The sequence below is a fragment of the Chryseobacterium rhizosphaerae genome (assembly GCF_003385455.1).
Classification (GTDB): Bacteria; Bacteroidota; Bacteroidia; order Flavobacteriales; family Weeksellaceae; genus Chryseobacterium; species Chryseobacterium rhizosphaerae.
On the sequence record NZ_QNUF01000028.1, the window covers coordinates 49,621 to 68,904 of the forward strand.

Below are 19,284 nucleotides of genomic sequence, written 5' to 3' on the forward strand. Positions count from 1 at the left end.
ATAATGGCAAAGTTAGAGAATAATAACGAGAATGAGAATAAAAAATCTGTAGCTGAAAACCTAGGGGATCAGGTACAGAAAACTGTTGATAATGTTGAGGAAAAGGTTAGGGAAACAGTAAAAGAAGCCTCTGAACTTGCTTCAGACGCTATTCATCATCCTGTAGAAACAGCTGAAGAATTCGGTAAGCAGGCAATGAAAGACGTCACCAGCTATTCCTGGTGGGCAAAGCTTCTTTTGATTCTTTTCTGGCTGGGAATTGTTGTTGTGGGGGGAATCCTGATAACGATCAATCTTCCGGTCACCAAACAATGGGCGGCCAATCAGGCATTGAAGCTTGTTAACAATGACTTTAAATCCGGTTTTTCTACAGAAAGTGTAGATGTCAATTATTTCGGAAATGTAACCATCAAAGGATTAAAAGTAAAGGATTATAAGGGCCTGAATTTTATTACGGCACGTGAATTTCGAGCCGATTCAGACTGGATATCTCTTGCGGTAAATGCCATTTCAGGGAAAAGCAATTCTTTAAGCTTTAATTCTCTGACCCTCGTGAATGCCGATGTAAAAGTAATTACCTATAAAGGAGACAGTATTTCCAATTTTGTACGGTTTACAGAACTTTTTGATGATGGTAAGAAAAGAGATCCTAAAAAGAAACCCTTTGAGCTGAATTCCAGGATACAGATTATTGATTCTAAAGTTTCCATTGTGAATCAGAATTCTCCAGGAGAACAGGGGAAGTGGCTTACTGCTACAAAATTTAATTTAAAAGCACCAAATCTCAAAGTTAATGGTCCTAATGTCTCTGCGTTGATCAACAATATGTCATTTGTTACCTCAAGATGGGGGAAATCACATATTGTAGATACTTTTTCAACGGAACTTTCTTTAACCCACCAGTTTTTATCATTAAAAGATTTAACATTAAATACCGATCATACCTTACTTCAGGGGGATATCAAATTTAACCTTCATGATGGTTCATGGTCTGATTTTGCTGATAGAGTTCGATGGGATATGAATATTCAGCAGGGAAGTCAGGTAAGTGGATATGACATCAGCTATTTTGTAACCAACTGGGATAATAGTAAGCCATTCAATATTGCCGGAAAAATGACAGGCCCTTTGAATAAGTTTCATCTTGAAAACTTCCTGATCAGAAACCCTGATGTCAATATTGCAACTCAAACTATGAAAGTTGATAATCTGCTGAAAGGAAATTTTGCTATTGAAACCAAAAACCTTTCTGCTGATTTTACCTATAAGGATTTAAAAGCAATGATGCCTTCATTTATTTCTAAAAAAATGAAAAATTTTGCTGATGATTTTGGAAAACTGAAGTACAATGGAACAGCAAAAGTAACCCCGGAACAGGTTTATGTGGAAAACGGGAATTTACTGACAGGAATTGGGCAGGCTAAAATATCCAAATTATCACTTACAGCGTATAGCAGTACGATGCCAAAATATTCAGGGTATCTTGAGGTAAAAGACCTTAATACCTCTGTTATTACTAAGAATAAAACAGTGGGGCTGATTTCGGGTAAATTTGATCTTAACGGACAAAGCTTCGATGTCAATACCATGCGTCTGACTACTAAATCTCAGATTGCCAGTATTGAAATTATGGATAAGGTGATCAGTAACCTGTATCTTGACGGTTTATTGGATCATAAAAAATACAACGGACTTATTACGGTAAATGATGATCAGGCGAAGGCAACAATCAAGGGGCTTATCGATTTCAGCACGTCTAAAGTTGCGATGGATGTCAATGCAGATGTAGGTTATCTGAATATGAATTATTTTACCAACAAACCGGGAAGCCAGATTGTAAGCGGGAAGGTAGATGGTAAAATGTCTATGTCTTCTATTAATGACCTTACCTTAGATGTAAACGCTAATGACCTTCAATTTGCTACTGCAACTCAAAAATATACAATCCCCAATGCCAAAATAAAAACATTTGTTGATGGAGGAGGGCGTGTCATTGATGTAGATGCTCCCGGAGCAGCCACAGGGAAAATCTCTGGAAGATACAGTCTTGCAGATCTTGCTGGAATGGTAGAAAACGGAGTAGGAAAAATATTGGTAGGTCCACCGCCAAGAAAGTTGTACCGTGGGCAGAATTTTGCCTTGAACTTTGATATACAGCAGGGATTGGTTAATTATTTTCTGCCGGATCTGAAACTTCCTAATGGCGCTAAAGTAGAAGGAGAATATGATGGCAATTCCAATAATTTAATTTTAAATCTGGATGCTTCTTCTTTGAAATACATTATGACAAAAGAAGATGAAATTACAGATGCAGATAAGGCTTTAGCGGCCTCAAACCCGGATTATAAGATTAATGACCGTAAAAATATCAGCAAAGACAGTGCTGTGGTGGATAGTGTTAAAGTTCGAATTAATACGGCAGACCTTAATCAGCAATTGTATGCCAAAATAAACAGAGTTATATATAATAAGAATGTCATTAAAGACTTTGAACTTAAAGGTAATAATGAAAACAGCAATACCCTGCATTTATCAACAGTATTTAAGCACGGCAGTCCGGAAGATGAGATTGAAGATAAACTCAAGGAATATGCTATCAACGTTGATCAGTCTACAGATGCTGCAGGAGACTATGTTTTCAGGTTTGAGCCTACTGAAGTTAAATTCAATGAAGTTACCTGGGCAATAGATACCAGTCCTGAGCTTAATCATTCCATTACCTATAGAAAGAAAACCGGCGACTTTGATATCAGAAACCTGAGGGTATATTCTGATAAAAGTGCTTTGTTTATTAAGGAAGCCCAGTTTAAATCGGCTAAAGATTTCTATGTAGATGCTGACATTAATGATTTTGCCATAGAGAAACTTCTGGAGATGCAGTCCGGAGGGAATGGTATGGATATAAAAGGTCTTGCTAATGGAAGTGTAAAGATCAAAATGGATAAGAGCACACTCCAGCCTTTGGTAGATCTTAATATTGATGCTATTAAAATGAATGGTAATGATATGGGGGATATCTCCATTTCTGCCACCAACGGTTTCTCACTGAATGTTTATGATATTGATGTAAAAGTAAATTCAGCAGGTGTACTTGGAAACAATAGTCTGAATCTGACGGGTACCGTTAATAATAATACTGCTTCGCCGATTATTGACCTGACAGCGGAAATGCGGGATTTTGATCTTTCATTTACCCAACAGTTTGTCCATACGGTTTTTGGAAATTTAAGAGGAAAAGCAACGGGAGATCTTAAAATTAATGGTAAACTCAATAATCTTGATTATAGTGGGGATATTGCCTTAAAAGATTTTGGATTGAAATTATTGTTCACGGGAGTAGACTACTCATTTGATGATACTGTCATTCAGCTGACCCGGGGACTTGCGATCCTTAACAATATAGAGGTACATGATGGCAGATCGAATTCTAAAGGAAATATTTCCGGAGCGATTCAGTTTGAAACTCTTTCTTCAATGGGGGTCAACCTGGTAATGAGAGCAGACAATCTATTGGTACTGAACAGTACTCAGAAGGATTCTGACTTATTCTGGGGAAGAGTATATGGTCAGGGAGATCTCTATGTGGACGGACCTGTTTCTGGATTGAGTATTACAACCCCTAATATGAAGGCTCTTAACGGAAGTACCTTTACCTTTAATTCCGGCTCTACATCCAATGTGGAAGAGTTTAAAATGCTGAGGTTCCTGAAAGAAGGAAAAGATGGACTGATTACTTTGGAAGAAAAGAAAAAGACCGGGGCTAATATGAATATTGATTTTAACCTGGCTATAGATAAAGGAACCACCGTGAATGTACTTATTGGTGATGATGTAGGAAATATTACCGTAAAAGGAGCGGCTGACCCATTGAAGTTCCAGATGAACAGACAGGGGAATATAGCGATGAACGGGACATATAAAGTAGATAACGGAACTTTTGTTTCGAAAGCTATTCTTAATAAAACGTTCCAGATCGAAAAGAACAGCAGTATCAGATGGGATGGTGATGCTATGAAGCCTACCCTTGATATTACAGCCAATTACATGAGGATGGTTTCCAATGCCGGAGAGTATCTCAGTCTTGGAAAACTTCAGCCTATCAGTATTTTATTACAGGCTAACATCAGCAGGTCTCTGATAGATCCTAAAGTAGATCTTGATGTGACCGCCATGGATGTTTCCAGCCAGGTAAGGGAAACATTAGCCGCGAAAATGAGCCAGGAAGGGGAGAAGGTTCTTCAGTTTGGTTCAGTATTGCTATTGAGTACCTTTAATGTATCCAATACCGGTGGTGTAGAAGTTAATGTTGGAAACGTAGCGGAATCATCCGGATATAATATGCTTCTTAAACAGCTGGGATCTGTTCTGAATACCATGAGTAACGAATTCCAGATTGACCTGAATTACGTAAAAGGGGATCAGAATGCCAATATCGGAGATAGAGCCAATGCAGGAGTAAGTGTAGCTCTCTCACCAAGGGTAAATGTGAAAACAGGATTGGGTATTCCGTTAACCAAAACTGAGGGAACGCAGACGAATTATCTCTCCGGAGAGGGATCTATAGAGTACGATCTTTCTAAAAAGAATGACGGTACGCTGGTCCTGAGAGGGTATTCAAAACCTACCAATATTGGTATGGTAAGTACCAACGGTTCTGCTAATCAAGCCTATGGAATGGGAGTTGTATGGAGTAAAAGCTTTAATTCTTTGTTTAAAAAGAAGAAAAAAGATAAAAAACCTTCTGAGGCTAAAAGTGAAATAAAAACAGATTCTATAAAATCAGCAGGGAAATAATCTGAATATTTTAATGATTTTTATCATCCGTGTTAATTATTGTTAATGTTTGATATAATTTTTTTAGTTAAATTATTTTTTATAAATTTGCAAAAAATACATAGATTTTTTAAAGAAATTGTAATTTAACTAATATGAACTATCAACTGGACGAAATAGACAAGAAGATTCTTGATTTCTTAGTAGAAAACACAAGAATGCCTTTTACAGAAATTGCAAAGCAGATGGATGTTTCTGCTGGAACAATTCACGTAAGAGTGAAAAAGATGGAAGATGCAGGTATTATTTTGGGATCATCTCTTAATATTGATTATGGTAAACTAGATTATCATTTCACTGCTTTCATCGGGATACTTTTGACAAAATCAAACCGTACTCAGGAAGTACTGAAAGAATTGTCAATTATTCCTAACGTAATTGAAGCTAGCGTTATTTCAGGAAAATATAATATTTTCTGTAAAGTAAGAGCTAAGAACACCGAAGATGCAAAAAGAATTATCTACCAGATAGATGATATTCAGGATGTAATGAGAACAGAAAGTATGATCTCTATGGAAGAGTTCTTGAGTGACAAAAACAGACTGATCAACGCGATCTCAATCTAATTCAAATTTTAAACGAATTATTATAAAAGAACTTATGAAATCTCTCATAAGTTCTTTATTTTTGTACTATGGAAGAATACAGCTATTTTGATGAAGATCCGAAGAAAGGATGGGGATTTGTACTGGCATTTGCTGCCCTGATGTTATTTACGATTATGGGACTTGGAATTGATGTGGATGAATACTTACAGCATGAATACCTTGAAATTCCAAGATGGTACTTTTACGTTATCTTTTCCATTGATCTGTTTATGATGATCGGATTGGTATTGATGTTCTTCTACAGAAAAGTGGGGATTTTTATGTTCCCGGCATTGCTGGTACTGCATTTCTTTATGCACAATTATTACCTGTCTACTTTCTTATATACCGATGTTACCAATCTTTTCCTTTTTACAGGATTTGGAATGCTGGCTATTATTCCGAAATGGAAATTTTTCAGATAACAGATACTTTGTATTGGGTGAGAGTGGAAGAGGTTTTTTACAGCGCTCTATACTGTTGAATGGCCTTAGATTTTAATGGGTTTTGGGTCCATTCTTCCCATTCTCCGGAATAAGGGTTATACCCACACTTCAAAGGTTTTGATATATCCAGTCCCTCTTTGTTTATATGAGTCAGCTCTGTATACGCTCTGCAGTCTGTACAGATATTCCTGAACTCACAATCTTTGCAGGTTTCTATATGATCTTTGGTGAGATTCCAGTATTTTTTAAATCCTGGCTGCTTTAAAACTTCTTCAAGGCTGTTGTGGTTAATATTACCATAGATTTCCGGCATTAAAGGACAGTTTTTAATATTACCGTTGATATCAATTCCGATTTTTTTGTGTAAACATGAATTATGATTGATAGCTTCAAGAACTTTCGGAAGATTGGTATTGAAATATTTTAGATCTACTTTTCCGCAGGAAGATATCTTTACATCCTGTTGTATGAAATTGACCGTAAATCTAAACCTATTGTTTACTTTAAAAGATGAAGAGGCGGAATTGTAGAATACAAGGCTGTGAATTCTGGAAACCTTTTCACTCAGATCTTCAAGATAATGATGATCGAGCTGGTGATGATGTGGTGAGAAAATCTCAATATTTTCTAAAGAGGTGTTTGTAAACAACTGGTCAATCTTCAGAAGCTCATCAAAAGAAAATTGACTTGTAGAGAAAATAACAAGATGTCTGACTCCCAGATTTTCGATCGAATGTTTTACTTGATGCAGAATATCTACATTCCCGAGCTCTATAAAAACATTAGAAATTGTACTGTACTCATTGTATTCATAAGATAATGGAGAGAAATTATGATCCCAGTCATTTTCGGTGATGAAGCCATATTCTTTTTCAAGCAGTAGATCTACATACTCCTGTACAATCTCTCTGGACTCCTGATCGTAATTCCTGAGGATATGGTCAATAGGATGGGCTTTAAGTTCTTGTATAAGCTCATACAGCTCCAGCGGATACAGTTCTGACGTGTTTCTTTGTAAATCCGACATCAGGATTCTTTTTGCCCCTTTTGTGATAAAAATAGTGCTGAATAGATTGAAGTATTTCATGTTCGTCGTATGAGGAATTTATTGGATTTCAGTTTTACATCGTAGTATATGACTTTTCTCTCTTTTTATTTTTTACAACTTTTGTTTTAATTCGAAGCACTTCTGCTTCTTCGTGAATACTATGAAGCTTTTATCCATCCTGAACCACCACTTTATGACCTCGGTTGTGGTAATCTCTTTATTTTGAGAAATAATCAGAATCATTTTTCCGTTTTATTATAATCTTTAATAATAGCATTTCCGTGTTTCATACTTGGCAATCCTATGCTTTTTCGGTTACGATTGATAGCTGCAGAATCTTTTACAGGATTTTGTCCTACATATATGTAATAAGGAGTATCTTTTTTAAGGACATACAGATAATATCGGTCTATCATCGCAGCATAGTCCCGCGGAGGACATTCACCTGATTTTACATATTCTAATATTTTGGTTTTGAAATATTGGTGATATTCGCCATAATTAGCTATATGAAGCAACAACGAACCTGAAGGCATTAAAAAATCACCATTCCATAAACCTATTTTCTGTAGACTGGGAAATCCCTCATTCTCAAACATCCACTTCAGCATTTCAGCATTTTTTTTGTCATTTTTGAACAAATCTTCATAGTTTGAATCTTTACGACTACCCTGATCACGCTTAAATGCAACGGTGAATGAATCTATCATTTTTTTATTAAGGCCTTTCTCCCATTGTGAAATTTCTTTTTCCATTTCCCGCCTGTCTATGCCATAGTTTTGATAGAGTTGAATAAAGCTGGAATCTTTATTTTTATATTTCCAATTAGGAGCAACCAAAGGGATTAGTTTATAGAGGCTTTTTTTTCCACCAAAGTTTTTATGTTGCTGATCGGCAAGCCTGATGTAGGTTTCATATTCCTGAATACGGTCCTGGTTTTTTGGGGAATATTTTTTGAATAGCTTTTTATATTGTCTGATAACTGTTAAAGTATCCTTCTGGAAACGGTAAATGCTGTCTATGTCATTCACCTTGTTATAATAGGTGATATAATTTAAATTTCTGTTCTTGCATGCAGAAAGAATTAAAAAAATAATAATTAAGATACATGAAGAATAGCTCTTAATATATTTTACCATAGATTACACAGATTAATGTTTAGGGTTGAATACAAATGAAATTGAGCACTTTTTTTCAGCTCGCAATATTGAATTTAAAAATAATTTAAAATATTCTATAATAACCGGGTAAGAGACTTTATGGGCATTTCCCTCAAAAGATAATCTGTTTGGAACTTCTCACATGGTACATGATTTCCGGTACTATTATTTTTGTTATTTTTTTTAGTTCTAAGCTCTTCAATATATTTGAAGGTGAGAGGTAATTTATTTTTTTCTTTTTTAAATAATTTTTTCATAAATATTGTGCTATTTCTTTTTCCAATGAATAGTTACAAGCAGTTGATAAGCCTAAAAATTGGCCTAGAGGATTAACCTCTAAAAAGTAGAATGTATTCCCACTTTTTATAAAATCTATAGACCCGCAGTTCAAGTCCAATAACCCCATAAGCTGATGTGTTTTTTGTTCAATACTTTCAGGTAGCTGATAGGGTACTTTTCTGTTGGGTTTTTTATAATTATATTTTCTAAAATCGGTTTTGGTCTGTTCATCGCTTTGAGAAATAATAGCTGTAGACCACGTTTTACCACTTAAATAAAAGCTCCTGATTTCAAAATCTTTCTCAATTTTTTCTTGAAAAAAAGTAATAAAAAAATTTTCTTTTTCTTTTTCCTCTATTATTGAAGTATATATAATAGCATCTGAATACTTATTGATAGAATCTAATATAACATTTTCTGTAATCGCTTTTGTAATCGTTGTATTGACAACTACTTCATCGGTGTTTTCTGCTAAAAAGTACTTTGGAACGTTTAATCCTGCTTTTTGAGCTTGTTCTAATACGAACAGCTTATTCACATGACTATTAGTTTGTTTGTTGATCGTTTTTTTTGATTCTAACGTTTTTATTACATAATCTTCCAGCCAATGTTGAGTTTCATCCATATGAATATTAATAGAATCATTATCGTAGGATAGACGTTTGAATTTTAATCTCCCTCTTCTGTACCATGTACTGGTGATTTCATCCAGGAAAAACTGATGTCTTTCACTTACCATATAAATTCTTTTTTTATCTGTTTTAATCTCAAAAAACTCATCTTCGTGCACACGAATAAATGGCTTTCTCATTGCCGAAAGATATTTGATGACTTGTGTTGTCGTAGTATCTCCGTTATTCGATATAATGAGTATCATTTTCTTTCAGTTTTTTAAAATAATCCTGTCTTATCTTAGCACTGTGTTTCATGCTCGGTATTCCCAGGGTTTTCCGATTGCGGTCTGTCTGTATACTATCTTTCACAAGAATCATATTAAAACCATATAATGTGGTATTGTTGTGAGATCCCATATCCGTATCCACCATTCTCGCATAATCACGGGGTGAGCAGTCTCCTGATTTAACAAATTCCAGTAACTTTTCTCTTATATAAGGATAATGTTTTTTAGATTCAACCATATGGGTTATAAAGGTTGGCATAGGAAACCATCCTATTTTTTTTGATGTAGGGAATCCATCATTTTTAAATGTCCAGATAAGAAGCTTTGCATTTTTTTCTACGTTTTTCCTGACCAACACGGTATCATCAGGTCTTCCCTGTTGATCCCGGATCAAAGCAATTCTGAAAGAATCAACCAATTTTTTATCCAGTCCTTGTTTCCATTCTGTTATTTTTTGTTGTACTTCCGTACTATCTATTCCATATTTCTTAAAAAGTGGAAGGTATTTCTTGTATTCATGATTATATGGAGCTACTAAAGTTATTAATTGGTATAGGCTTTTCTTTCCTCCGAAATCTTCATTGTATTTGTCTGCTAGAGTTATATAAGTGGCATATTCTTCAATACGATCTTGATTTTTGGGAGTATATTCCTTAAAAAGTTTTCGGTATTCTTTAATAGCCAACTTAGGATTATTGGTAAACCTGTAGATGCTGTCAATTTCGTTGACCTTATTATAATAGATAATATAATTTTTCCTGCAAGATGCAAGAGATAGCAAAACAATAAAAAGAATACTGTAGCTAATTGCACTTTGTTTTTTCATAACTTAATTAATTAATAAAGAGGGGAGCTCACCCTCCTTATTCCTTACTAGCAAACAATTACTCTGCCTTCATATGGTCCTCCATTATATGCATAATGGTCTGATTCATAACATCCTGATGGGGCCGTATTAGATTCAATTGTATACTGTTGAATACTACCGTTAATAAATTTTAAATCATTTCTTTTTATTCTTTTGTTTTCCAGTGAAGAAAAGTTTTTCTTCATTCCTTTAAGCTTTTTCATTTTTTTGAATTTTTTAAGTTAATGTATTATTGTCTGTCATATAATCCCTGACATGGGGATAGATTATTCCCATATTAACTTTGTACTGTACACATACAATTAAATATGCAGAACATATCCATCAACGTTGATTTTTCAAAGCTAAATATAAATACATCACATGATGGGGATATGATTTGCAATTATTTTGCAATTTTAATAGGAAAATGTGCACATTTAAAGGGTGAAGGAAGTACGTGTTTTTAAATGAATTTCAAAGCTTAAAGAAAATATAAAAGGTATTGAAATGATAAGGCAATAAGTATTCATATAATGTTTGAAACTTTGAAAAAATTTCAATTGTACACAGTAATGCAAGGTTACCGATAAGTTGTTTTTAGAAATGTTTTTGGGTTATATATTCATCATTTAGATAGTCTTTCTGAAGAATTAAATCTTATTAGTATGGCTCACTTTAAGCTCCTCCAAAGATTCGGATTCATTAACATAAGGGTTTGAAATGATGAATAAGGTAGCTATAATCCTGAAAACAGACATAGCTTTATAAAAATTAGTATGCTGGTTTAGTAGGATAAGGGTACTTTTATCGGCTCTTTAAAAAAGAAGTATGGATTTTGAAATTTTAAAGCAACAGATAGAAAAAGCGGCGAAGAAAGCTTTTTTGGAAATGTATACTCAGCATGGTGCAGAGAAGATCTATAGTTTTGCATTATACAGTGATGAAGGAGCTATGACCGTATGTCCTGCCACAAATACCTTTACGATGCTTGAAAATGCAGATGAAGATGATGCGTTGTATTATAAATATGAACCTGCTGAATGGACATATGAGATGGATGGGGCAGAGGAAGAATTCAATGACATCTGTACTCAGTTGAGAACAGAACTTGATAAACATGATGAAGATGATAAATGGTTTGAAGGATTTCAAAGCAAATTATATTCATGCTGTATTGAAGTGTTGGAAAAACTTAAAAATGAGAATTTCTTTAGCCAGATTACGGGTGAAGATATATTTCTGATTTTTACAGTTTCAGAATATGAATTTGAAACGGAAGATTTGAAAAATATCATCACCAGCCTTAACGATAATGAATTTAAAAATGAATATCTGACGTGGATGGACACGTGGGCAAGCTGATCCCCAATATAGAGTAGGAAAAACACCTTAGATTATAAAAATATGAAACTGAATAAAATAATTGTTTCAGATACTTCTTTCAATAGCAACGAACCTTATGACGTGATTAGTTCTAATATTTCCGTTATCAATCTGCTGAATGAAGAAGGTGTGGAACAAGATCATATGCATGAAGATTCAATAACCAGCTACTTTATTGATTACTATCTGTCCCAATATAAAAACGGGAATTTTTCCCAGTTTGTCTGGAATTCGGGATGGTCCTCTGAACTTAACGGAATTATAAAAGATGGCCTAAAAAAAATAGGGGCTCACAAAAATCTGGATTTATTTCTTGAGCAGTGTTTCAAGGTAGAAAATTTAGAAGAAGGGGAACTTCAGAAGTTTTTAGAAAGCGAGTATTTCGGACCCAATAAAACAAGAGACAAACTGAAAAACGATTCATTCTACAGTCTGGAGGAGGATATCGTAGATTTAAATGCTCAATGGCTTAAAAATCACCCTGATCTCGAAGTGTTAAGCATTGAAAATATGTTTGGGAAGCTGGAAAAGCTGATTGGACGGGAAATAGACAGGGAAAATTAATCCAAATCAAATAAAGAACAGAAAATATTAATTATGAATACACTAAAATATTACAAAAAAGAAGGAAACCAGTACACTTTTAAAAACCAGCCGGTGTTTGTTTTTATAGTGGCTATCTTTTTTATTGCCACTGCCATATTGTTTTACAGAATAGATATTAAATGGTTATCCTATGTGATGATAGCCGTTGTTGTACTTATTGCGATCAATTTCTTTACAAAGAAGTTTATCATTGATATGGACCGGCAGACCATTACAGGAAAGCATACCGTTTTTAGTCCCGCAAAAACATATCACCTAAAAGATTTTACGAATTTTGAGGTTTTGGCAACGAAATATATGGGGTTTATTACCACCAATGTGCTTCTTTCCATCCATTTTCATGCAGATGGAAAAGATAAAAAATTAGTTTTAGGGCAAGCCGTTTCCCATAAAGGAATACAGAAAATGATCAATGAGACGGAAGATATTATGAATAGTAATCATTTGAATGATGAACGTAGCAGATCGGTATAGATTCAGGGAAGACGGAAATGAAATCCGTATAATGCCCCAATACAGCTTTATCCGCTTTTTGGTATGGTGGCTTGTTGCTGGGATTATGGCACTTCCCGTTATTTACTTTTACAGGACCCAGATGTCTTTGAATACCTTTCAGATCGCTGTGGGGTTATGGGGTGTTTATATGATCTACTTTCTGTTTGATCTTATTTTCAGAATTCCGGTAACCTATATTTTTGATAAATCTCAGAAATGCATTTATAAAAAGCTGTATTTTTCCAGAAAGATCATGAACTTTGATGAAATGACCTATTTTATCCATGAAGAATGGGGCACTTATTATTTTTCAATTGGAAAAAAAAGAAATCAGTTTGTGAAAAATTATAGAATCAGTAATTATTTTTCAGGTTCTAAGGCTTCAAACAGGAGGGAAGATGAGTATATAGAAAAAGTATTATGCCCGGTACTGCAGGCAGTGGGAATTCCCGTGAATCAGCCTAAATAATGACTGAAAAGCCCTGATAAAAATAGTATAGGAGAGCATATCAATAATTTAACGAATAATCATAAATAAAAACTCAGCGGTTTCAAAGAAACCGCTGAGTTTTTATTTATGAAATTAGCTGATTGTAAACCAGGATTCTCTGTATGGATCTACTATAGTTTTGATGGTTAATGAGTTGTGTATTTTTATTAATTAAAACGCAAATAAATTAATAAATACAATGGTTTATTTTTAAATGTTGAATAAAATATTAATTAATTTCTTAATATTTGTTAATATTTTTATTTTGAACATATACCCTTTATTGTATGTGTTTAATATTTGTTATTCTATAATTATTTGATTTTGTTTATGTTATTTGTTGTTTTTAAAGCGTTAAGAGAGTCGGTTTTTTAATTTATATTTAACTAATTTTGTGATTTGGCATATTAATTGTTAATAAATGCTTAAAATTCAAAACAAATGAAAAAAATCTTAGTTATGACTGCTATTGCAGTATTCGGAATGGTAAGTGCTCAGAAAAATTCCTTGTTAGTAGGTGGAAACATTGGGTATAGTAATAACAATAATAAATTCATGGGTGATAAAGTATCCAGTACCGAAGCGTTTACTTTTACTCCAACGGTAGGTTATCAGTTCCATAAAAATTGGACAATAGGTATCAATTCTGTTATTACTTCCGGGAAGCAAGAAGAAGTTTTTAATAATAATCCTGCTACCTTGAAAACCAACGAGTTTGCTATTGGGCCATTCGTTCGTTATGCAGTTCCTTTGGGTGATATTTTCGCTGTTTATGGAGATTTAGGTGCTGGTTACCAAAATCAGAATATGAAAACAACTACTTTGGGTTCTACCAGTGAAGTGAAATCTAACGGGTTTTATACCAGCTTTACCCCTGCATTATTTATCAACTTCAAGAATGGATTTGGACTAAACTTCAATATTGGAGGAATTAAATACAGCCATTTAAAAGCAGATAGCATTGATGCTACCAGCAGCAATTTCAATCTTTCTTTCGGAAAAGAAGTAGGAGTAGGAATCTCTAAAAACTTTGGATTGAAATAGTTATTGTAGAAAAAAAATAATAAAGCCGTCTCACTGAGACGGCTTTGTTTTATAATTGAAAAGACTTTCCTAGTTAGCTAAGATTCTTTTTACGGCTTCTTTTACTGCTTCAGCATCAATTTTATACTTCTTCATCAGTTCAGCAGGCGTTGCAGATTCTCCAAAAGTATCATTTACGGCCACAAATTCCTGTCTTGTAGGTCTTTTTCTTGCAAGCATTCCCGCAACAGACTCTCCTAAACCACCAAGGTAGTTATGCTCTTCAGCAGTAACGATCTTTCCTGTTTTTTCAACAGATTTTAAGATGATCTCTTCGTCTAAAGGTTTAATGGTGTGGATATTGATCACTTCACAAGAAATACCTTCTTTTTCAAGCTCTTCAGCCGCTACAAGAGATTCCCATACAAGGTGCCCTGTTGCAACAATCGTTACGTCAGTACCTTCCTGTAGCATAATCCCTTTTCCAATTTCGAAAGGCATATCTTCCGGAATAAATACAGGAACTACCGGTCTTCCGAATCTTAAATATACAGGACCTTCAAAATCAGCAATTGCCAATGTAGCAGCTTTAGTCTGGTTGTAGTCACAAGTATTGATAACCGTCATTCCAGGAAGCATTTTCATCATTCCGATATCTTCCAAAACCTGGTGAGTAGCTCCATCTTCCCCTAAAGTAAGACCTGCGTGAGATGCACAGATTTTCACATTTTTTCCAGAATAAGCGATAGACTGACGGATCTGGTCATATACTCTTGAAGTAGAGAAGTTAGCGAAAGTTCCTGTAAAAGGAATTTTTCCTGTAATGCTAAGTCCTGCAGCAATACCCATCATATTAGCTTCTGCAATCCCTATCTGGAAGAATCTTTCAGGTGCTTTTTCAATGAATTTCTCCATTTTTAAAGAACCGATAAGGTCTGCACAAAGTGCTACTACATTAGGGTTTTTGTCAGCCAGCTCTGCTAATCCGGCTCCAAATCCTGAACGTGTATCTTTTTTTTCTGTATATGTATATTTCATTTTTATTTTTTTAATCGAGATGTTAAGATATTAGTAATCTGCCGGAGCTTCTAAATACAATTGCTTGAATGCTGCATCCAACTGCTCATCATTAGGAGCTTTTCCATGCCAAGCGTGGCTTCCCATCATATAATCTACACCATAACCCATCTCAGTATGAAGGATGATTACTACAGGTTTTCCTTTTCCTGTTTCAGTTTTTGCTTTCTCAAGAATAGCAATCACGGCTTCAAGATCGTTTCCGTTTTTCTCCTCAAGTACAGTCCATCCGAATGCTTCAAGTTTAGCATGAAGATTTCCTAAGCTCAATACATCATCTGTATCTCCGTCAATCTGACGTCCGTTGTAGTCAATAGTAGAGATAATGTTGTCTACTTTTTTAGCAGCAGCATACATTAAAGCTTCCCAGATCTGACCCTCCTGAAGTTCACCATCTCCGTGAAGTGTGTAAACAAGAGATTGATCTCCGTCTAATTTTTTACCCTGTGCTACACCAAGTGCTACAGAAAGCCCCTGTCCAAGAGAACCTGAAGCGATTCTGATTCCAGGAAGTCCCTCGTGAGTAGTTGGGTGCCCTTGTAATCTTGAATCCAGTTTTCTGAAAGTCTTCAGTTCTTCCACCGGAAAGAAATCAAATCTTGCCAAAGTAGAGTAGAAAACAGGTGAAATATGCCCGTTTGATAGATAAAAATGATCTTCATTTTTCCCTTCCATCGTAAAAGGAAGATGATAGTTCATCACCTTTCCGTAAAGTGCTGTGAAGTATTCTGTACAACCTAAACTTCCGCCCGGGTGGCCTGAATTAACAGCATGAACCATTCTTAAAATGTCTCTTCTGATCTGTGTAGTAAGAGATTTTAACTCTTCAATACTTTTACTCATTATATCTGATTTATTTGCACGCGAATTTACAATTTTTTACCGGCTTATGGAAATGTAAAAATCCGGATATGAAAACCCGGATTTTGACTTATGTGTATATTTTCCCTGCTTTTAACAGCCCTCGTTGAGGTAAACAGAAATTTCAGTAACAATATTATTAACAAATTTAAAATTTAATTGAGTTCCTGCATCGCTGTCATTTGTAAAAAACAAAAGCTTTACAAACTTAAAGGTCTTTATCCTTTTTTAATAGTGTTTCAATAAATTTATTTTGAGATTCAATGAGCTTGGTGATCTGTTGTTGATTTTTTAATATATTCTCAATAATTTCAGGTGACTGCATATTAAATACTGGATTATATTGATTAATAGTGCCTGCACTGGATAAGTCACTGAATTTATTATTTGATATATTTACCTGAATCCCTTCATTTAACAATTCATTAATATCTACGTCTAATTCTTTGGCAATTTTATTTAGTAATAATGAACTGGGTATGTTTTTATCAGATTCTATACTTGAAATTGTGCTTTGTGCAACATCCAGACGTAAGGCTAATTCATCCTGAGAAATCCCCCTTGTCTCTCTAAACTTTTTTACTTTGGCTCCTATACTCATAATATCAATATTTTGTTCAAAAATAACAAAATACCGATGATATTTAAAAGATATTTCTTTTACGTTTGTAAAAATATATGTCACATAGTGTAGATAAGTTAGATCTTTTATAAGATTTTAGATTTAATACGACATGTTCTGTCGCTATGGCTTAGTAGCTTTGCTTTAGTTAAGACATTAAAAACAAATAGCAACTTTAAAATAATATTTTTATGAAAACACTCTATTTATCAGGGTAGAACAGGCTACCGTAAAAACCCCATATAAAAATGGGATTTTCCCTGTACTGGGAATTAATAATAATTTTTATCTTCACCAATTAAAAGAACAAATATGAAAAAAATCTATTTGAGTGCATTATACTTATGCACAACCTTGGGTATATCATATGCTCAGGAAACAACGGTCCTATGGCAACGGGACATTAAATCCTCAACTCAGGACTTTTTAAGCCAGGTGACCACCACTATTGATGGGCAATACCTGATCACTGGAAGCAGTATTCAGGCTACAAGCCAGTCGCCAGCTATGAGCTCCCAAAAGTCTAATAATGGCTACGACATGCATTTAATAAAACTTGATCAGTTAGGAAATAGTATATGGGAAAAATATTTTTCCGGAAATAACCATGACTACCTCTCTTCTACTGTAGCAACTGAAGAGGGAGGATTTTTGCTTGCTGGTACCACATATTCCAATAAAGGTTTGGATAAGAAAGATGAATCTAAGGGAGGTTCAGACATCTGGCTCATCCGTATCAATGAATTTGGAGACGAAGTTTGGCAAAAAACCTTGGGAACTTCATCCGATGAAGAAGCCAGAGCCGTAATCCAAACGACAGACTTAGGATTCTTTGTAGCAGGTAACATACAAAACTCTCCCAAAGGCTATGGATCAAAGGACATTTTAATTGTAAGACTTGATAAAGATGGCAAAGAATTATCCCAACTTATTTTAGGCGGAAAAAATTTGGATGAAGTAGAAAAAATGATCCCTACGCGGGATGGAGGAGCTTTGCTGGGGGTATATTCCCGAAGTTCTATTGGAGGATCAAAGAAAACTGAAAACTTTGGCGAGGGTGACTATTGGATCATAAAACTAGATAAAAACGGAAAAGTAGAATGGGAAAAGAACTTTGGCGGAAAAGGCGATGATCATTTGAGAACCCTGGCTTTAACTTCAAATGGTTTTATCATCGGAGGAGAATCCAGATCCGAGAGATCCGGAAATAAATCAGTAGGTGCTCAAGAAGGCACAGACCTATGGTTAATCTTGCTGAATGAGAGAGGTGAAGAGATCTGGCAGAAATCCTATACTTTGGGCAATCGGGATATTTTGATGGGGATGAATGTGATACAGAGTCAAGATCCAGGAACCAGGAATCAAGACGTCACGCAAGGAGTATTGATGGGCGGATACACGCAGGCTGAAGGAAGGATAGAAAAAAATGACGAAAGTTTTTGGCTTCTCTATATTGACCAGCAAGGGATTGAAAAATGGAGAAAATATGTGAATGGAGACTCGAGAAAAAGAGAGGAGAGACTTTCAGATTTGAAGCTCAACAGGGATGGCTCGATCGTTCTGGCAGGCACCAGTGCTGAGAAATTTGGAGAGGAAAACTGGAAAATTGTGAAGCTGGGAGACAAACAGGTTAATCAGTTAATAGAAAAACATGATATCAAGATCTATCCGAATCCTGTTTCAGATTATGCTTATGTAGAAATCGGCTTTAATGATTTCAAGGAGGCTGATATTTCAGTTTATGATATGAGTGGAAAGCTTTTACAGCAGATGAAAACAAAGAATAATGTTACCAAATTGGGTACACAGGCTTTGGTTCAGGGTGCTTACCTGGTGACCATAAAAACGGATAACAGTAAAACAGCAAATGCTAAACTGATTAAGAAATAAACTACAAATCATGAAAAAAATATATACGCCAATTTGTATGCTTCTGGCATTTCAATTATACAGTGGCCAGACATCATCCGAGCCCAATAATAATTATGGAATACCCAAAATAGTAGCACCATCCCAGGAAACCTTTGCCAGTAGCAGGATCAGCTTTGAACAATCTTCCAATGGTGATTTCACCCATCAGATTCCTATTTATAGCCAGCTTAGAACGCCAATATCTTTAAACTATTCCAGTGGAGTAAGAGCAGATGATGTAGGAACAAGCACCGGAATGTCCTGGATACTGACCGCTCCGGGTGTTATATCAAGAGTGGTAAAAGATGAAACAGATGAAAATAATACCAACTGGAAACCCGAAACCATTAATGAAACTACGGATTTACTCCAAATAAAAGAAGCTGCAAGAACAGGAAATACAATAGATACTGAATATGACTGGTTTAATTTTTCTGTGGCCAATGGATTATCCGGGAGCTTTTATATTAACAATAATTTACAGGTTTTTACCGAATCAAAAGATAAGGTGAAAATTGAAATTTTTGATCTGAATGCCCCAATAATGGGGTATGGGAAACTATTTCGTTTTAAGCTGACCGATAAAACCGGGACAGAATATTATTTTGGAGGATCGGTAGAGAATATTGAAAGGTCCACCACTCAAAGCGCAGGACCTGACAGGAGTGCCATTACAGGCTGGTACTTATATAAAATCATAGACCCTGACAAA

At 35.0% G+C, this 19,284-nt stretch carries 17 protein-coding genes and 1 pseudogene; 10 read left to right on the forward strand and 8 right to left on the reverse strand.

Translation table 11 applies throughout. The annotated features are described in order from the left end of the window. Positions 1-3: 3 nt before the first annotated feature. The 3 genes from DRF57_RS19350 to DRF57_RS19360 all read left to right on the forward strand — a co-directional run bounded on the left by DRF57_RS19350 (position 4) and on the right by DRF57_RS19360 (position 5,845). On the forward strand, positions 4-4,794 hold the full coding sequence (locus tag DRF57_RS19350; RefSeq protein ID WP_115920332.1) for a translocation/assembly module TamB domain-containing protein: 4,791 nt from the start codon (positions 4-6) through the stop codon (positions 4,792-4,794). Positions 4,795-4,928: 134 nt separating this feature from the next. Then, complete coding sequence (locus DRF57_RS19355; RefSeq protein WP_047489141.1) at positions 4,929-5,399, forward strand: Lrp/AsnC family transcriptional regulator; 471 nt, start codon at positions 4,929-4,931, stop codon at positions 5,397-5,399. 68 nt (positions 5,400-5,467) lie between these two features. Further along, the gene (locus DRF57_RS19360) at positions 5,468-5,845 is read left to right on the forward strand and encodes a hypothetical protein (protein WP_047489138.1); all 378 of its coding nucleotides are present in this window, start codon (positions 5,468-5,470) and stop codon (positions 5,843-5,845) included. 37 nt (positions 5,846-5,882) lie between these two features. Here the strand turns inward: DRF57_RS19360 and gwsS are convergent, their stop codons facing one another. The 5 genes from gwsS to DRF57_RS19390 form a co-directional block, all read right to left on the reverse strand. Beyond that, positions 5,883-6,953: a grasp-with-spasm system SPASM domain peptide maturase gene (gwsS, locus tag DRF57_RS19365; RefSeq protein ID WP_115920334.1), complete on the reverse strand. Its 1,071-nt coding sequence runs from the start codon at positions 6,951-6,953 to the stop codon at positions 5,883-5,885. 200 nt (positions 6,954-7,153) lie between these two features. Continuing rightward, a complete protein-coding gene (locus DRF57_RS19370; RefSeq protein ID WP_047489132.1) occupies positions 7,154-8,053 on the reverse strand; it encodes a hypothetical protein in 900 nt (299 codons plus the stop codon). A 274-nt stretch (positions 8,054-8,327) separates the two neighbouring features. Further along, a complete protein-coding gene (gene gwsG, locus DRF57_RS19380) occupies positions 8,328-9,230 on the reverse strand; it encodes a grasp-with-spasm system ATP-grasp peptide maturase (RefSeq protein WP_047489126.1) in 903 nt (300 codons plus the stop codon). Further along, complete coding sequence (locus tag DRF57_RS19385) at positions 9,208-10,080, reverse strand: hypothetical protein (RefSeq protein ID WP_047489123.1); 873 nt, start codon at positions 10,078-10,080, stop codon at positions 9,208-9,210. The genes gwsG and DRF57_RS19385 overlap by 23 nt, the downstream gene beginning before the upstream one ends. Before the next feature lie 47 nt (positions 10,081-10,127). After that, complete coding sequence (locus DRF57_RS19390) at positions 10,128-10,325, reverse strand: TIGR04139 family peptide modification target (RefSeq protein ID WP_047489122.1); 198 nt, start codon at positions 10,323-10,325, stop codon at positions 10,128-10,130. Positions 10,326-10,932: 607 nt separating this feature from the next. Between DRF57_RS19390 and DRF57_RS19395 the strand changes: the two genes are divergently transcribed. The 5 genes from DRF57_RS19395 (at position 10,933) to DRF57_RS19415 (ending at position 14,122) form a co-directional block, all read left to right on the forward strand. Continuing rightward, the gene (locus DRF57_RS19395) at positions 10,933-11,466 is read left to right on the forward strand and encodes a DUF4303 domain-containing protein (RefSeq protein WP_115920335.1); all 534 of its coding nucleotides are present in this window, start codon (positions 10,933-10,935) and stop codon (positions 11,464-11,466) included. Positions 11,467-11,508: 42 nt separating this feature from the next. Next, positions 11,509-12,051 (forward strand): DMP19 family protein, encoded by a 543-nt coding sequence (locus tag DRF57_RS19400; RefSeq protein ID WP_115920337.1) that lies wholly within the window; start codon positions 11,509-11,511, stop codon positions 12,049-12,051. 33 nt (positions 12,052-12,084) lie between these two features. After that, the gene (locus DRF57_RS19405; RefSeq protein ID WP_084086700.1) at positions 12,085-12,567 is read left to right on the forward strand and encodes a hypothetical protein; all 483 of its coding nucleotides are present in this window, start codon (positions 12,085-12,087) and stop codon (positions 12,565-12,567) included. Next, positions 12,542-13,057: a hypothetical protein gene (locus tag DRF57_RS19410; RefSeq protein ID WP_228450411.1), complete on the forward strand. Its 516-nt coding sequence runs from the start codon at positions 12,542-12,544 to the stop codon at positions 13,055-13,057. The genes DRF57_RS19405 and DRF57_RS19410 overlap by 26 nt, the downstream gene beginning before the upstream one ends. Positions 13,058-13,519: 462 nt before the next feature. Then, on the forward strand, positions 13,520-14,122 hold the full coding sequence (locus DRF57_RS19415) for an outer membrane beta-barrel protein (RefSeq protein WP_115920339.1): 603 nt from the start codon (positions 13,520-13,522) through the stop codon (positions 14,120-14,122). A gap of 69 nt (positions 14,123-14,191) precedes the next feature. Here DRF57_RS19415 and DRF57_RS19420 read toward each other — a convergent pair whose 3' ends face one another. The 3 genes from DRF57_RS19420 to DRF57_RS19430 form a co-directional block, all read right to left on the reverse strand. Then, positions 14,192-15,139 carry a transketolase family protein gene (locus tag DRF57_RS19420; RefSeq protein WP_047489107.1) on the reverse strand — a complete coding sequence of 316 codons (948 nt, stop codon included), beginning with the start codon at positions 15,137-15,139 and terminating at the stop codon, positions 14,192-14,194. 30 nt (positions 15,140-15,169) lie between these two features. Continuing rightward, positions 15,170-16,024, reverse strand: coding sequence for a transketolase (locus tag DRF57_RS19425; protein ID WP_262484699.1), 855 nt, complete (start codon positions 16,022-16,024; stop codon positions 15,170-15,172). Positions 16,025-16,247: 223 nt separating this feature from the next. Further along, positions 16,248-16,640 carry a helix-turn-helix domain-containing protein gene (locus tag DRF57_RS19430; protein ID WP_115920341.1) on the reverse strand — a complete coding sequence of 131 codons (393 nt, stop codon included), beginning with the start codon at positions 16,638-16,640 and terminating at the stop codon, positions 16,248-16,250. Positions 16,641-16,973: 333 nt separating this feature from the next. On the opposite strand from DRF57_RS19430, the gene DRF57_RS19435 reads away from it, so the two are divergent. Both DRF57_RS19435 and DRF57_RS19440 read left to right on the forward strand, forming a co-directional pair. Continuing rightward, positions 16,974-18,551 (forward strand): T9SS type A sorting domain-containing protein, encoded by a 1,578-nt coding sequence (locus DRF57_RS19435; RefSeq protein WP_115920343.1) that lies wholly within the window; start codon positions 16,974-16,976, stop codon positions 18,549-18,551. 10 nt (positions 18,552-18,561) lie between these two features. Then, positions 18,562-19,284, forward strand: a pseudogene (locus DRF57_RS19440) (hypothetical protein); the annotation flags it as partial.